This window comes from Flammeovirga sp. EKP202, from assembly GCF_014534745.1.
GTDB lineage: Bacteria > Bacteroidota > Bacteroidia > Cytophagales > Flammeovirgaceae > Flammeovirga.
In genome coordinates this window covers 192,504-208,070 of sequence record NZ_JACVVP010000006.1, presented here as the reverse complement: position 1 = coordinate 208,070, position 15,567 = coordinate 192,504, and the positions used below count along the sequence as shown (strand labels likewise).

Below are 15,567 nucleotides of genomic sequence, written 5' to 3'. Positions count from 1 at the left end.
AATGAAGATATTAATTTTAACTCCTTATCCAAAATCTATTGCACCTTCTCAACGATTTCGTTTTGAGCAATATTTAAAAATTTTGACTGAAAATGGTTACGAGTATGAATACCATTCTTTTTTAAATTTAAAAACCTGGAAAATACTACATCAGCCTGGCAAGTTTCTTCAGAAGGGAATCGCAATTCTTTTTGCATTTTTAAAACGGTTTTTATTGATGCTTAGAGTTGGAAAGTTTGATCAAGTCTTTATTCATCGCGAAGCTTCACATATTGGACCACCAATTTTTGAATTCTACATCACAAAGATTCTTCGAAAAAAAGTGATTTATGACTTTGATGATGCCATTTGGTTACCTAATTATTCTGAGCATAATGCAAAGTTTAATAAGCTGAAAATGTATGGAAAAGTAAAGAGGATTATCCAATGGGCTTCAGTAGTTAGTGTCGGAAATGAGTACCTCAAAGAATATGCAATAAACTACAATAAAAATGTAAAGGTTAATCCAACTACTATCGATACTGAGAATTACCATAACCCGGAGTTATATAAAAAAGAAAACAACAACTTACCTGTAATTGGTTGGACGGGTACTTTAACTACAGCACAATATATAGAGTTCTTAATACCTGTTTTTCAAAAATTAGAAAAGAAATACAATTTTGAGTTTCGAATGATTTCGAATGAAGATCCTAAGTTTCCAATTCGATCATTAGTATATCACCCCTGGTCAAAGGAAACGGAAATACAAGATTTAATGAAATTCGATATAGGTATAATGCCTTTAAAAGATGATATTTGGGCAAAGGGCAAATGTGGTTTTAAAGCATTACAATATATGAGTTTAGGTGTACCGGCAATAGTGTCACCGGTTGGCGTTAATACAAAAATTGTAGATCATACTCTCAACGGGTTTATTTGTGAAAATACGGAACAGTGGTATACTGCATTAGAGCAGTTTCTAGAAAAGTCAACTTCTACTGATATGTCTATTGCAGCTCGTGAAAAAATTGTAAATAATTACTCAGTACAATCCAATACTCCTAACTTTTTATCACTTTTCTTCTAGATTTTCTCTTTTGAGTCTTTTTAGTAATATACTGATAATGAATTACTAAAAATAGAGTGTAAAAAGGCATCATTGGTGTTTTGAATCGTTGTAGTACACCATAATTAAATGAAATATAACCAGCAATAAAACCGAAAAAGAGAGCGTAACTTAATACAAAACCAAGGTGAGGATCTGTGAAAGTTTGTCCCATTGTCTTGATTACACCAACCTTAAAGAAAATATAGATTGTAATTAGTATAAATGCAAAGCTTTCCAATGAACCAAGTAGCTGAACTACTTTTTTTGTTTCCCAAGGAAAAGGTCTAAAAAGAGTATAACTTATAGCTTCGGGTAATGCCTTTAACATTCCCAATAAACTAAGATCACCTGCTGTTGTTAAGTGATAGGCTGAAGTATCTCCACCTCCATGCCCTCTCCCTTTACGCCACTCTCCTCCATGATCACTTTGAAATCCATGGATTGTCTTTTGAGCAGAAACAAATTCCTCATTATTTTCTATATATTCTTGAATTTTGGGAGCCATTAGAAAGAGCACCAATGGAACTGAACATAATAACAGTAATGATAAAGAGTACTTCAGAATGGTAGAAATTCTTTTGTAATTGTATAAAAAGACCCATAATAGTAGACAGGGAAAAAGCACAAATATGGTAGCTCCTTTAATTGTTTTGATAAGAAAAAAAGTAGTTATTAAAACCAAGAATGATAAAAGGGTGTCTTTTTTCTTAAATAGAATATTACTTGAATAAAAGACAAAGAAACCAATGGCACCCGTTGTAATCGTTTCTTTCATAATTCCACTACTCCAAAATAGACAAGAAGGAATAAAAAGAACAGCATAACAAATTAATTTATAGTTTGTCTTGTAAATTGATGTGAAAAGCTGAACTAATTTCCAAGTACCCAAAAAAGACCATAATCCAAAAAATAAAGAAGTTACATAAAAAGATTTCAAGGTGAAAAGTTGTATAATTCCAGAAATCTGAACCATTAGCCATGTACTAGGATTTTTCTTCAAAAATAACTTACTAAGGTATTGGGCACTTTCTCCACTTATAGTTGAACCATCGTAAAGAATCGTTTCAAAAGCAATAGTTGGTGAATCTAAAAATGCATCTACTATTATTCCTCCTTGATTAAAATATGCTGTTGTGTCACCTCCACCATAATAGAAATGATAAATTAAACAAAAAAATATACAACCTATAATTTTTGCGTTTAATCCTAACCAAAAATATTTCTTAGTATACTTATTGGTCCACCTCTTTTCAAAGAAAGGAGCAATTAAGAAATAGATAATACATAAATAAATAGGCGTTAAAATAAGGTTATATAATGGATCCATTCCTTAATAAGCAATTTTTATCTTTTTTGAAATATGATAAATAGTATAGCTAGAAAAAATTAGCAAAATGCAGTCCGCTTGTAATATATATCTCATTTCAAGTTGTCGAATTATAAAACATATAAAGAAATAAAGAAATAAAGGGTAGATGATAAGGTATGAATAAGAAATAATGCTTTTTGTGTTCAAAAGGATACCAATAATACCTAAGATTAATAATATTGATCTGAAGGAAAAAAGTGATATCATCAATATTTCTTTTGTTGTGGAAAATTGAAGTGAAATTCCCTTAAATAATGTTTTTTTTATGTTTTTTAAAGGAACGTCTATTAAATAAGAGATGTAATTATTCTGTTTGTAGTTTTTCGTCATTTGTTTGAATTGCTCATTTATCTGTTGGTCACAGTTTTTTTGTAAATTTGGATAGGTTTTGTTTGTTTTCCAATTATAAAAACCGCCACCGCAATTGGATGCTAATTGAACGGTAGAAGCTAATAATTCATGACCGCCACTTTTTTGCATGATATCTTCAGGAATTGAGGAGTAATCATTTCTTGAAAATTTATGAATAATGTTATCTACATCTGTACTCCAAGTTTGAATCCATGTTCTACAACTTCTGATATCTTCTCTATATCTTTCATACCCAGCCCCTGTCGGTTTTAATAGAACAATTTTATCGTGGTTTATATAATTTCTTACAGGCCAAGGCAAATATAATGTCCAAAAAATTAAAGAGCATTGAACAATAATTTTCAAGGAAGTTCTAAGATTTTTTGAATTAATAAAAATTTTTAATAGAACAGCAATCATTAATATTGCCATGTATGGTCTAGTGTAGAAGGCAATAATTGTTACAATTGAGGCAGTTTTATATTTATTTTTAGTAAGAAGAAATAGAATAAGAAAACACAACCAATTTGCGAAAATCTCGGTGCAAATTTGTGGTACCCAAACTATTGTGAAAGGATAGAAACAGTAAATCAAACTTGCTATTATTCCTACTAAATCTTTTTTGAAATTATCTCTACAAATAAAAAATATTAGATAGATAACAGATGTATCTAAAATAGCTTGTGATATAGATGTAGCGATGTATGAATATTTCCCAAAAAGTAGGTAATGAATACCAAAGAAAAAAGGATAGCCAGGTAATCTTCCAAAAGCAGATTCAGAGTTTTTTAAGTTAAAAGAATAAATCCCTTCATTTATTAGGTTGATAAATGAATTTACATAGGAAGAAGTATCTCCCATAGTATGAATATTTTCACCATAATAAAATTTTGCTCCTATAAATAAGAAAAGTAATCGCAGAATAAGGCCAATTACTATTAATACTATCAGGATTGTTGAGTTATTAATTTTTTTATTCATTAAGAAAAAAGCTATTTATTTTTGAACAGATACTGTAAACTTCAGATAAATCTAATTCATAAAAAAGTGGAAGTCTGACTAAACAATTAGAGTACAGATCTGAATATGGTAGATGTATTAATTCATTATTTATAAGGTAATAATCACTTTTATGTAAACTCAAATAATGAAAAACACTTTTAATTCCTTCTTCAGCTAAAAATCTGATTAAATTGGATCTTTGTTGTTCATCTTCCAAGACCATATAAAACATATGAGCATTGTTTGTTGCAAAGTCGGGTATACTTGGAAGTTTAATATTCCCACTATCCTCGAGGTGTAAAAGTTTATTATAATAACTCAACCAAATATCTTTTCTTCTTTTCTGGATATCATCAATGTTTTCTAGTTGAGCATATAAAAAGGATGCGTTTAGTTCACTTGGTAAAAAACTACTACCAGTATCTTTCCATCCATATTTATTGGCTTCTCCTCTAAAAAATTCTGCTCTATTTGTTCCTTTCTCCCAAATTATTTCTGCTCGACGAATAAATTGTTCATCATTAATAGCTAATAATCCCCCTTCACCGCATTGAATATTTTTTGTTTCATGAAATGAAAATGTACCAAAATGTCCAATACTTCCTAAAGACTTTCCTTTATAACAGCTGTCAATTGCTTGTGCAGCATCTTCTATTACAAAAAGGTTATGTTTCTCTGCTAGTGCCATAACTATGTCCATGTCAACAGCAACTCCAGCGTAATGAACTACTACAATTGCTTTTGTTTTTGGAGTAATTAATGATTCAATTTGTATCTCACTAATACCGGGGTGATCTTTCCTTGAATCTGCAAAAACAATTTGAGCACCTTGTCTCTCAAATGCTAATGCTGAACTTACAAAGGTATAACTAGGAACAATAACCTCATCTCCTTTTTTGATATCAAGTAGAAGAGCACACATCTCTAAGGCATCTGTACAAGAAGTTGTCAATAATGTTTTTTTAAAACCCCATTTTTCTTCAAAAAAGGCTTGACACTTTTTTGTGTAATTACCATTACCACTTATATGACCAGAATAAACGGCTTGGTATAGGTAATGAGCTTCTTTACCGGTTAGATAAGGTTTATTAAAGTTTATTTTCATTTTAAGAATTGTAAATAATGATACCTAGTGTAATTAGTAAAGAGGAAAGTAATTGTTTTTTAGTTGCTTTTTCTTTTAAAAGAAATCTTGATAAAATCAAAGAGATAACAATAGTAATTGAAGTGGACATGTATACAATATCTAAAGATGTATATTTTAGAGCACTAAAATTCATAATTGGAACAATTAAAAACAGACTAATAGTTAATGTCAAATAAAAATTCTTTTGAGAATTTGCATATTTCTTGTAGGAAATTTGCCCTAGTGAAGTAAAAAGGACAGCTAATGAAATAAATAATATTTGCATTATCTCTTTTGATTAAAAATAAAACAACCAACTAAAATAATCAACACACCAATTAGTTTTCTAAACGATAAACTAGTTTCATTTTGATATAATGATATAATATATATTATTGGGAAAAATAAGGCTGTTAGTGGGTAGACTTCACTTAGATCATATTTGTTATATATTTTACCCCAAAGGATAAACTTGACAAAGTTCACAAAAATTACACATCCTATCAATATTATACCAGCTATTGATAAAAGACTGTATTTTTGTGAAGTAAAGTTCAATAAAATTGCAGATAAAATTGTTAACATTATGGAAGTTAAAACCCAAAATATTTTTTTTAAATCCATATTTTATCTAAATCCTGTTGTAATATTTTTGAAAGTTGGAAATTGTGTTCTTCATAATATTTTTTTATTTTTTGAAAAACTTCAAAAGGAACTTCACTATCTTTATGAGATTGATTAACAATTGAAGAAAGTAAATTACTTGTGTGTTTCTTAAGACCTATAAAAGAATATATTTCATTTAAATAATCTTGACTTCCAATAAGTTTTTCTAATAATACTATTTTTACGTCATCCTTATCAAACACCTTAAATAAATTATGAATATAATTGACATATAATCCTCTTTCAAGATAGTTAAATGGATTGACAGATGTTTTAGTAGAAATTTTATTTGGGACTGGGGTTTTATTAATAAATACTTCATTTAAAGTTCTTGTTTCTAACCCATTATTTTTTGAGAAAAAATAATTTGATAATGCTCTTTCAATAGGGTTTCTCAATATCATTAAAATTTTTACTTCTTGAAGATTTTCTTTTATATTTTTTAATGCAGTTGTAGACTCATAATAACTTGTACTTTTTTCTAGCAACACATTGTTATTCGAGTAATTTTTAAAATATACATCTAAGTAATCAGCTCTATTTATTAATTTCTTCTCTTGAAGAAAGTATTTTGGTTCAGGTTTAGAAGGTATAGATCTAATTACATCAGGATGTTCAGTTAATATATCACTTAGAAATGAAGAACCAGACCGTTGTGCACCAATAATTATAACATTTTTCATTTTATTATTTCTCTTATGTGGTAACTTTTATGAGAAGATAATTGATCTAAAATACGGGATAAGTATTCTCCAATTATTCCTAATAAAATAATTATAAAACCAGAAAAGAAAGATAGTAATACCATGATACTTGTCCACCCTTGTACTTTAGATCCAAAAAGTATTTGTTTTATAATTAATGTAATACCAATTGTAAAGCTAATTCCAGCTATTAAAAAGCCAAAAGAACTTAAGACTCTTAGAGGAAAAGAGGAGTAGTTAATCATAAGCCTACTAACTAATTGGAAAATTTTCTTAAATGTATAATTAGATTGACCAATGGTTCTTTCAGCATGTTCGACTTCTACGTTTTTTATTTTTGAAGCAAACATTAATGCTAAGCCTGGTATATAAGGGTAAGAAGTTTTGTAGTTTATGATTTTTTCAATAACATCTCTTTTAATAATTCTAAAATTTGTAAGTGTTACATCTTTTGGTTTATTAAAAACTTTAGCATTTAGATAGCCTACTACTTTTGAACCTAGCTTTCGATGTTGAGCATGTTTCTTTTCTTTGAATTTACCAAATACTAGGTCATAATTTGTCCCAACAATCGAATTGATTAGAGGTATAAGTTCAGAAGGAGGGTTTTGCATATCGTCATCCATTGTAACAATATAATCACCACTAGCATTTTCAAAACCACATAAAACGGCATTATGTTGACCATAATTTTTATGAAGATTAATTGAAATGATATTATTATTGTTATTTGCTAATTCTTTTATGACATTCCAACTATTATCAGGACTACCATCGTTGATTAATATGATTTCAAAAGTATAGCTAGTTGTGTTTAAAACTTTAATTATTTCGTTAACTGTAGTAGTAACGATTTTTTCACTATTATAAACTGGAATGACTATCGATACTTTCATTTAGTGATATTTTACCTGTAATACAATAAAAAGTGAGTGCGTTTCTATATTGTAAAAAATATAATTGCACAAATATACCCTTATTTATAAATAATAGATATAAAAAAATATTTCAAATTAGTGAATTCTTTAATTTAAAGAGTGCAGTAATTTTTTATCATCAACCAAAATAGGTTTCAAGAACTTATCAGTAAAATAAATAATACCTCTAGTGTTTAGATGATGATGATCATAATAATACTCTGGTGATAAGATAGATTCAGAAAAATCATAGAATTCTACTGCTTTAAGTGTCTCCATTTTTTTTGCAAATGAAACTATTTCATTATGTCCTTTCCATTTGCCAAATAGAGCTGGAGGAATAATTAAAATTACTTTTGAATTATTATTAATTGCCAAATTAATTGTTTCTTCTACTCTTTTAATACTTTTATGATACCTGTTTTTTGTCGACAAAGAATCTTGATAAACCATTTCAAAACCTATGTCCACTGCATTGTTATCAATATGATTTAATTTTTCATTTTTAGAATCTTTAGAATTTGGTTTTTGATTTAACCATACATTTGTAAATTTTGATTGTAGATAAGAGATTAGTCGTTCTTGTTTGTTCTCACTATCAAACAAAAGATAGTTGAATAAAAATTTAAACTCGAATGGTTCTCTATCAAAAGTATTGGAAGCAATAGGGAGTGTATTTGAAAAAAATAAGGGAGGTGAAATAACATAAATTACTTTAGAGGAAGAATTACCTAAACTATAAAAATAGTCTAAGTAAAATAATTGTTCATTAATCCCACACCTTCCTTCACCTTGACCAATATTTAGTATTTTTTCATTTAATATTTTCTCTATTCTTAAATGATTTTTATGCCTAGAAAAATTTCTAGCATGTGAAATTCCCATTAAAAGACTATTGTAATTATCATTTTCATTCATTACGAGTAAGTTACTCTCTGTTTCATAATTTTTGAATTGACGATTACTCACAATATTTGAGCATATATTTAGTATGCCAGTTGTAAACAGAAGGAGTAAAATTAAATAAAGTAATGTGAGAGTTAATAAACGTTTCATATATCTTAAAATGCAAAATAAATAAATTCGGTTTCACTAAAATTACCGAAAACAGCAATCCCAATACCAATTGAAATATATAAACTCCATCTTGTAATTCGATTTAATCCTATATTTTGTAAAGCATACTTATTTTCCCTTCCAATCCATTCTATAATAATGAACAAAGTTTGTACTAGTAAGAACGCTATGCCGATTTCCCAATAAAGAAAATTCAAACTTTCTACATATCCTTTTTTTAATTTTAAGCCAATGACCATGTTATATAAGTAATGGATAGCATGATTTATACTCTCAGCCCTAAAAAATATCCATGCAATAACAACCATGAAGTAAGTAGTTGCCATTTGGAATAATTCTTTGATATTAGGAAGCAATCTGTTTTTTGCAACTATTTCAATGTTATTTCTATTTTGCTTTAACAATAATAGGGGAAGAAAATAAATAGCATTTAGAGCACCCCAAGCAATAAACGTCCAATTGGCACCATGCCAAAATCCACTCACTAAAAATATGATAAAGGTATTACGGACTTTCATCCAAGTACCACCTTTACTTCCTCCTAAAGGAATGTATAGGTAGTCTCTAAACCATGTAGAAAGTGATATATGCCATCTTCTCCAGAATTCAGCAATGTCTCTTGAAAAATAGGGGAAGGCAAAGTTTTGCATTAAATCAAAACCAAATAATCTTGCAGTACCTATTGCAATATCAGAGTAACCTGAAAAATCTCCATAGATTTGGAAACTAAAGAAAATTGCTCCGAGCAAAAGTGAACTTCCATTGTAGTCTTCATAATTATTAAAAACAAGATTTGCATAATAGGCACAGTTATCAGCAATCACAACTTTTTTGAAAAGTCCCCATAAAATTTGACGCATACCGTCAACTGCTTTCACATATTCAAAATATCTTCTTTTTTGGAATTGTGGTAATAGATGAGTAGCTCTTTCTATTGGTCCTGCTACTAGTTGAGGGAAGAAACTCACAAACGCAAAGAAGTCAATACTATTTTCAGTTGGTTCTAGTTTCTTCTTGTAAACATCAATTGTATAACTCAATGTTTGAAAAGTATAAAAACTAATACCAACAGGAAGTACAATATTAAGTCGATCTACATGGATGGAAGACCCTAATAGTGTGAAAGCGTCCGCAAAACTTTGAGCAAAAAAGTTATAGTATTTAAATAAACCTAATAAGCCAAGATTTACAAAAAGACTAGAATAAAGTAGTCCTTTTCTTGATCTTTCATTAGAAGTTTTACCTAGTTTTTTTCCAATAGAGAAATCGACAAATGAACTAAATGCAATTAATCCTAGAAAACGCCAATCCCACCAGCCATAAAAAATATAACTAGCAATTAAAAGAAGTATATTTTGTTGCTTGATACTGTTTTTAGTAACGAACCAATATAAAAGAAATACTATTGGTAGAAAAACAGCAAACTCTAAAGAATTAAAAAGCATGCAATAGTATAATAAATAGAACAGAATGTTTGTCGCCCAAATATAGCCTTATTTTCATTTTAAACCTTAAGGTTTTCCTTTGCCATAAAAAAAAGAGATAAGCTATCATAAAACTTATCTCTTTTTGAGGTAAATAAAAATGGAATTTTAATCAATTCTCTTCGCCCATGCCAATGCTTTCCTTAAATCTTGAAAGTATAATGTAGAAAGTTCATCCGATTGAGCCTGACTTTCATCGAAGGTTTGTTCAATCGAAAGATCTCTAATGAGATCACCACTTAGACAAAAAGCGATTTTTTTAATACCTGAATTTAGGTACCTGGGGATAATTTCTTTGTCATGCCATTCCTGTATATTAAGGTTCATCACAAAATGATAGGCTCTTGTATCAACAACAAATGATTTAACTTCATGCGAAGCACCATCTGTTTCTATAAGGTTGGCAAAAGATGAAATGTGGTTTTTGAAAGAGATGTCATCCATTTCCGTTCCACTATCTTTCCAAACAATGAGATATGTTTTCTCTATTCTGAAAACGGACCAATAGATAGTAGCTTTGTTTTTGTTAATTCTACATTATTTTCCATAGCTTTTAATATTCAGTTGAGGTAGACTTTGAGGTCTTTTTTTTAAATTTATTCAATTTTCACTAAACAAGAATTGAGCAAAATTTGAGAAACTAGACTTGTTAATAAATACACTGTTACCATAATATTATAAAATTATTGATGAATTCCAATAATGATCTATCAATTAACAAGAGTATACTTGTAGAGGAATTATTTATAGCACGGCGAGGTTACTAAACTATGAATCCATTCAAATAGAATAGAATTTTCGACACTTAGTTCTATATTCTCTTTTTTGTTTCAAAATTCTTTAAAATGTTCATTAATACTATTGCTACTAGCTTATTAATTTCGCATAATTGTAGTCATGTAAAGACATCATTTTTTAATACTTCCTTTTTTATTATCATGGCAAGATTTAAGTATATCTCAGAATTTGAATTTAAGGCACCATTACATAAGTTATATCCTTATTTTGTGACGCCGAATCTCTTAAAAGATTGGTTTGCTGACAAGGTTACAGAAAATTCTGAACAGAAAATCATGTCGTTTGTGTGGGGGAACGAAGAAAAAAGAGGAAGAATAGCAGTAAGGAGACAAAATCAACATGTGAAGTACGTTTTTGAAAAGGAAGAAGATCAAAAATCAGCGTATTTAGATTTTAAGTTTGATTTTAGTGAATTAGCTCAATCTACTTTTGTGATTGTAACAGATTATTCTGATATGGATGATATGGATGAATTGAAAGAGCTATGGGAGGAATTCTTCGGAAGATTACATGAGATTGTGGGCGGTTAAATACATTTAGATAATGTCATTCGAATACTCAGCGAAGTATATTAAACAGCTGTCTAGGGCTGTTGAGCAAAAAGAAGATGCCTATCTTCTAAATGAATTTGAAGATATGCATGCGGCAGATATTTCTGCTGTGATGGAAGGGCTTTCAGCTGAAGATTGTAAGTACATTCTTGACTTGTTGGATCCTAATGTAGGTGCTGATGTAATCAGTGACCTTGAAGACGATATTCGTAAAAACTTTATGTCTCTTTTTGAGGCAGAGGAGCTATCAAAATATTTAGATCAGACAGATTCCGATGATGCGGCAGACATTTTAAATGAATTGCCTGTCAAAATGAGAGAAGAGGTGTTGGGAAGCATGAAGAACCAGGAAAAGGTACTTTATATTGTGGACCTCTTACATTATGAGGAAGATTGTGCTGGTGGTTTGATGGCGAAAGAATTGGTGAAAGTAAATATCAATTGGAACGTGCATCAATGTATTGAAGAAGTGCGACGTCAAGCAAAAAAAGTCGATAAAGTTTATACTGTTTATGTTGTGGATGATCATGATATTCTTTTAGGTAGAATATCAATGAAACGACTTTTGATAGCAGATGAGGAAGATAAAGTAGCGGACCTTTATGAACCCGAAATTGCAAAAGTACACTCTTATCAAGAAGATGAAGAGGTTGCTGAATTAATGCAACACTACGACCTGGAAGTTATCCCAGTGGTGAATGTCCAAGGTCGATTGATTGGTAGAATTACAATTGATGACGTTGTCGATGTCATTACTGAGCAAGCCGAAAAGGATCAGCAAGCCATGTCAGGTCTGTCTGAAGATATTGAAGAAAGAGATAGCTTATGGGCTATGGCTAGAGCTCGTTTACCTTGGTTAATTGTTGGAATGTCGGGAGGACTTTTAGGTGCTAATTTCTTAGGAGGTTTTGAAGATGAATTGCGTCTAGTACCAGCAATGGCCTTTTTTATTCCTTTGATTACTGCTACAGGAGGTAATGTCGGTATTCAATCTTCTACAATTGTTGTTCAATCATTAGCAAGCGGAGGTTTCCAAGGCTCTGTTTTTGATCGTTATTTTAGAGTGTTAATAGTCGCCATATTAAACGGTTTGACACTTGCACTTTTGGTTTATGCTTTCAATTTTCTATTTATAGAACATGCTTTGGCGGTTGTGGTATCGGTAGCACTATTCAGTGTAATCATGATTGCCTCCTTTATGGGGACGATAACGCCTATTGTTTTAGACAAGTTTGGGATCAATCCTGCACTTGCCTCCGGGCCTTTTATTACCACTTGTAATGATTTAATAGGACTTGGAGTGTACTTTACAGTAGCAAAAATGCTTTTACATAGTTAAATTTGCAAAATGTCAGAAAATAAAAGAACAGAGATAGGTGAACTAGGAGAGTTTGCTTTGATCGATAAAATTACGGAAGGAGTAGAGATTCACCACAAAACCACTGCAAAAGGTATCGGAGATGATGCTGCAGTGTTTGATTATGGTGGAGATGAATATACCGTATTATCAACAGACATTTTATTAGAAGGAATTCATTTTGATTTAAGCTTTATGCCTTTGCAGCATTTAGGTTATAAAGCTATTGCAGTCAATGTATCTGACATTGCTGCTATGAATGCAATTCCTGAGCAAGTCACTGTAAGTATTGCAATTACAAACCGTTTTTCGGTGGAAGCAGTGGATATGATTTATCAAGGAATAAAAGCTGCATGTAAGAACTATAAAGTTGACTTAGTAGGTGGAGATACTACTTCATCACGTCAAGGACTTTGTATTTCTGTCACTGCTGTAGGTAGAGTGAAAAAAGATAAAATTGCTTACCGTAGCGGTGCGAAGAAAGGAGATATTCTTTGTGTTTCTGGAGATTTAGGTGGAGCGTACATGGGACTTCAAGTACTTTTGAGAGAGAAAAAAGTTTTTGAAGCTAATCCAGAGATGCAACCTAAACTAGATGACTACCAATATATTGCAGGTAGACAATTAAGACCTGAGGCGAGAACTGATATTATTCATGAATTCAATGAATTGGGTATTGTGCCTACATCAATGATCGATATTTCAGACGGTTTAGCCTCAGAGGTGTTACATATCTGTAAAGATTCAAAAGTAGGTGCTGTTGTTTATGAAGATAAATTACCAGTAGATCACCAGACTTTTGATGTATGTCATGAATTCAAAATTCCTTCGAAAACACCTGCATTAAACGGTGGAGAAGATTATGAGTTATTGTTTACAATCAAACAGGAAGACTTCCCTAAGTTAGAAAAACATGCAAGTGTTTTCTTTATTGGGTATATTGATGAAGTTGAAAATGGAGCTCGTTTAGTGACGGAAGGTCAACAAACGCTTCCATTAACAGCACAAGGTTGGAAACATTTCTAGAAGCATTTTATGGCAGGACATAGTAAATGGGCCAATATAAAGCATAGAAAAGGAGCTCAAGACGCAAAGAGAAATAAACTTTTCACAAAATTAGGTAGAGAAATTACGGTTGCCGCCAAAGAAAGTGGTATTGATCCGGATATGAATCCTCGTTTACGTTTGGCTATACAAAACGCGAAAGGAGCTAATATGCCTAAAGATACCATCGAGCGTGCAATCAAGAAAGTTGCAGGTGGAGAAGATGTAACGTACGAAGAATTGACTTATGAAGGTTACTCTCAAGGTGGTATTGCGATTTATGTTGAATGTTCTACTGACAATACAAGAAGAACAGTACAGCAAGTGAAAAGTTATTTTGCAAAATTGGGTGGTTCATTGGCTAAAAATGGTTCATTAGAATTCTTATTTGACAGAAAAGGTGTTTTTGTGATCACAAAAACAGAAGCGTTAGATATTGAAGAATTGGAATTAGAACTGATTGATGCAGGTGCTGAAGATTTTGAAATCGAAGATGAATTCATTACGATCTATTCTCAGATGGAAGACTTTGGAACTGTCAACAAAAAGCTAGAAGAGTTAGGTGTTGAAGTATCAAGTGCTAACCTCCAAAGAATTCCTCATGCTACAAAAGCAGTCGATGATGAAACGCTGGAGGTGGTTATGAAATTAATAGATCGTCTGGAAGATGATGACGATGTTCAGAATGTTTTCCATGATCTTGAAATAACTGACGCACAAGCTGAGCAATTAGCAAATTAAGTTAGATAGCATTATCTCAGCATTATTATAAATGAAATCCCTTGATGTAAAATCTTCACATCAAGGGATTTTTTTGAACCAATTTTTTATTGAATTGAACACTTATCTGTCAATTTGAGTTAATATGAAAAACATGAAATATCCTATTTTCTTGCTTTTATGATTTAAACCCTTTTATTGCTAATACAATCAATAACAATTACTCAGAACAATGTCCAATCTATTAAAAGAAATGAAATATACTTCTGCGTATTTAATTCCACTATGCTGTTTTATAGGGTTTTATTTTGGAGGAGTTTACACTTGGTTAACTATTGTATTTAGCTTTATTTTCACACCAATTTTAGACGCTTTTCTACCAACCACGGAAGAAGTTAGTGAATCTAATAACAAAGAATATTCTAAACTTTATGACTGGTTTTTATACCTAAACCTGCTTTGGGTATTTGGATTAGTTATTTATGGAGCATTGCAATGGGAAAGTCATTCTTATACAAGGATGGAAAATATTGGTTTGATAATCAGTTTGGGACTGGTATTAGGAACGTCAGGAATTAATGTAGCACATGAGTTGGGGCATCGAGTAGAAAAGAAAGAACAATTGATGGCACAAGCTCTTTTGTTACCTACGTTTTATATGCATTTTTTTATAGAGCATAATCGGGGACACCATGCTAATGTGGCCACACCTTTGGACCCTGCTACTGCTCAAAGGGGGGAATACTTATATAGTTTTTGGTTTAAGACGGTTGTTTTCTCCTATGTAAGTGCATGGAAAATTCAATTGAAAATGTTGAAAGGTCAGTTCTTTTCCTTTAAAAACAGTATGCTTTGGTACCATATCATCTATGTTGTCTACATTTTCTCGATACTATATATGTTTAATTCACAAGTTTTAATGTATTGTGTAATTGCCGGCATAGTAGGTTTTTTATTGTTGGAAACGATCAATTATGTAGAACATTATGGCTTACAAAGGAAGTTGTTACCAAATGGAAAATACGAAAGAGTACAACTTCATCATTCATGGAATGCAAATTATACCTTTGGAAGAATCATTCTTTTTGAATTAACAAGACATTCTGATCATCATTTTAAAGCTTCTAAAAAGTACCATACTTTAGAGCATCAAACATCTGCTCCAGAACTTCCTTTTGGATACCCAACAGCCATTTTATGTTCATTAGTTCCTTGGTTGTGGTTTTGGGTGATGGATAAAAGATTGACTTAATGATGACAAAAACATAGGAAATAAAAAACACCTGATCTTTAAACTTGATCAGGTGTTTT

Annotated in this window: 15 protein-coding genes; 6 read left to right on the top strand and 9 right to left on the bottom strand. The window is 30.9% G+C overall.

What is annotated here, in order from left to right; translation table 11 throughout:
• Position 1: 1 nt before the first annotated feature.
• The gene (locus IC221_RS05490) at positions 2-1,069 is read left to right on the top strand and encodes a glycosyltransferase family 4 protein (protein ID WP_188168002.1); all 1,068 of its coding nucleotides are present in this window, start codon (positions 2-4) and stop codon (positions 1,067-1,069) included.
• Here the strand turns inward: IC221_RS05490 and IC221_RS05485 are convergent.
• From IC221_RS05485 to IC221_RS05445, 9 genes are all read right to left on the bottom strand, one after another.
• Positions 1,044-2,417 (bottom strand): hypothetical protein, encoded by a 1,374-nt coding sequence (locus IC221_RS05485; protein ID WP_188168001.1) that lies wholly within the window; start codon positions 2,415-2,417, stop codon positions 1,044-1,046. The two genes, IC221_RS05490 and IC221_RS05485, sit on opposite strands and share 26 nt — an antisense overlap.
• 3 nt (positions 2,418-2,420) lie before the next feature.
• The gene (locus tag IC221_RS05480) at positions 2,421-3,791 is read right to left on the bottom strand and encodes a hypothetical protein (RefSeq protein ID WP_188168000.1); all 1,371 of its coding nucleotides are present in this window, start codon (positions 3,789-3,791) and stop codon (positions 2,421-2,423) included.
• Positions 3,784-4,917 (bottom strand): dTDP-4-amino-4,6-dideoxygalactose transaminase, encoded by a 1,134-nt coding sequence (rffA, locus tag IC221_RS05475; RefSeq protein WP_188167999.1) that lies wholly within the window; start codon positions 4,915-4,917, stop codon positions 3,784-3,786. Before rffA ends, IC221_RS05480 begins: the two co-directional genes overlap by 8 nt.
• Before the next feature lies 1 nt (position 4,918).
• Positions 4,919-5,224 (bottom strand): EamA family transporter, encoded by a 306-nt coding sequence (locus IC221_RS29860; RefSeq protein ID WP_188167998.1) that lies wholly within the window; start codon positions 5,222-5,224, stop codon positions 4,919-4,921.
• Between the two features lie 328 nt (positions 5,225-5,552).
• Positions 5,553-6,287: a sulfotransferase gene (locus IC221_RS05465; RefSeq protein ID WP_188167997.1), complete on the bottom strand. Its 735-nt coding sequence runs from the start codon at positions 6,285-6,287 to the stop codon at positions 5,553-5,555.
• Entirely contained in the window at positions 6,284-7,204 is a 921-nt protein-coding gene (locus IC221_RS05460) for a glycosyltransferase family 2 protein (RefSeq protein ID WP_188167996.1), read from the bottom strand. The genes IC221_RS05465 and IC221_RS05460 overlap by 4 nt, the downstream gene beginning before the upstream one ends.
• A gap of 129 nt (positions 7,205-7,333) precedes the next feature.
• Positions 7,334-8,281, bottom strand: a complete 948-nt coding sequence (locus IC221_RS05455; RefSeq protein ID WP_188167995.1) for a hypothetical protein — start codon at positions 8,279-8,281, stop codon at positions 7,334-7,336.
• A 5-nt stretch (positions 8,282-8,286) separates the two neighbouring features.
• Positions 8,287-9,747: an MBOAT family protein gene (locus IC221_RS05450; protein WP_188167994.1), complete on the bottom strand. Its 1,461-nt coding sequence runs from the start codon at positions 9,745-9,747 to the stop codon at positions 8,287-8,289.
• A gap of 147 nt (positions 9,748-9,894) precedes the next feature.
• A complete protein-coding gene (locus IC221_RS05445; protein ID WP_188167993.1) occupies positions 9,895-10,230 on the bottom strand; it encodes a hypothetical protein in 336 nt (111 codons plus the stop codon).
• Between the two features lie 494 nt (positions 10,231-10,724).
• On the opposite strand from IC221_RS05445, the gene IC221_RS05440 reads away from it, so the two are divergent.
• From IC221_RS05440 to IC221_RS05420, 5 genes are all read left to right on the top strand, one after another.
• Positions 10,725-11,114, top strand: coding sequence for an START-like domain-containing protein (locus IC221_RS05440; RefSeq protein WP_188167992.1), 390 nt, complete (start codon positions 10,725-10,727; stop codon positions 11,112-11,114).
• Between the two features lie 13 nt (positions 11,115-11,127).
• The gene (gene mgtE, locus IC221_RS05435; RefSeq protein ID WP_188167991.1) at positions 11,128-12,474 is read left to right on the top strand and encodes a magnesium transporter; all 1,347 of its coding nucleotides are present in this window, start codon (positions 11,128-11,130) and stop codon (positions 12,472-12,474) included.
• A gap of 9 nt (positions 12,475-12,483) precedes the next feature.
• Positions 12,484-13,518 carry a thiamine-phosphate kinase gene (gene thiL, locus IC221_RS05430; protein WP_188167990.1) on the top strand — a complete coding sequence of 345 codons (1,035 nt, stop codon included), beginning with the start codon at positions 12,484-12,486 and terminating at the stop codon, positions 13,516-13,518.
• Between the two features lie 9 nt (positions 13,519-13,527).
• Positions 13,528-14,277 carry a YebC/PmpR family DNA-binding transcriptional regulator gene (locus IC221_RS05425; protein ID WP_188167989.1) on the top strand — a complete coding sequence of 250 codons (750 nt, stop codon included), beginning with the start codon at positions 13,528-13,530 and terminating at the stop codon, positions 14,275-14,277.
• Positions 14,278-14,488: 211 nt separating this feature from the next.
• The gene (locus IC221_RS05420; RefSeq protein WP_188167988.1) at positions 14,489-15,508 is read left to right on the top strand and encodes an alkane 1-monooxygenase; all 1,020 of its coding nucleotides are present in this window, start codon (positions 14,489-14,491) and stop codon (positions 15,506-15,508) included.
• Positions 15,509-15,567: the final 59 nt, after the last annotated feature.

Excerpts from the sequence above, each read along its gene's own strand:
- IC221_RS05490 (WP_188168002.1), top strand. The coding sequence starts at position 2 with ATGAAGATATTAATTTTAACTCCTTATCCAAAATCTATTGCACCTTCT.
- IC221_RS05485 (WP_188168001.1), bottom strand. The coding sequence starts at position 2,417 with ATGGATCCATTATATAACCTTATTTTAACGCCTATTTATTTATGTATT.
- IC221_RS05480 (WP_188168000.1), bottom strand. The coding sequence starts at position 3,791 with ATGAATAAAAAAATTAATAACTCAACAATCCTGATAGTATTAATAGTA.
- rffA (WP_188167999.1), bottom strand. The coding sequence starts at position 4,917 with ATGAAAATAAACTTTAATAAACCTTATCTAACCGGTAAAGAAGCTCAT.
- IC221_RS29860 (WP_188167998.1), bottom strand. The coding sequence starts at position 5,224 with ATGCAAATATTATTTATTTCATTAGCTGTCCTTTTTACTTCACTAGGG.
- IC221_RS05465 (WP_188167997.1), bottom strand. The coding sequence starts at position 6,287 with ATGAAAAATGTTATAATTATTGGTGCACAACGGTCTGGTTCTTCATTT.
- IC221_RS05460 (WP_188167996.1), bottom strand. The coding sequence starts at position 7,204 with ATGAAAGTATCGATAGTCATTCCAGTTTATAATAGTGAAAAAATCGTT.
- IC221_RS05455 (WP_188167995.1), bottom strand. The coding sequence starts at position 8,281 with ATGAAACGTTTATTAACTCTCACATTACTTTATTTAATTTTACTCCTT.
- IC221_RS05450 (WP_188167994.1), bottom strand. The coding sequence starts at position 9,747 with ATGCTTTTTAATTCTTTAGAGTTTGCTGTTTTTCTACCAATAGTATTT.
- IC221_RS05445 (WP_188167993.1), bottom strand. The coding sequence starts at position 10,230 with ATGGATGACATCTCTTTCAAAAACCACATTTCATCTTTTGCCAACCTT.
- IC221_RS05440 (WP_188167992.1), top strand. The coding sequence starts at position 10,725 with ATGGCAAGATTTAAGTATATCTCAGAATTTGAATTTAAGGCACCATTA.
- mgtE (WP_188167991.1), top strand. The coding sequence starts at position 11,128 with ATGTCATTCGAATACTCAGCGAAGTATATTAAACAGCTGTCTAGGGCT.
- thiL (WP_188167990.1), top strand. The coding sequence starts at position 12,484 with ATGTCAGAAAATAAAAGAACAGAGATAGGTGAACTAGGAGAGTTTGCT.
- IC221_RS05425 (WP_188167989.1), top strand. The coding sequence starts at position 13,528 with ATGGCAGGACATAGTAAATGGGCCAATATAAAGCATAGAAAAGGAGCT.
- IC221_RS05420 (WP_188167988.1), top strand. The coding sequence starts at position 14,489 with ATGTCCAATCTATTAAAAGAAATGAAATATACTTCTGCGTATTTAATT.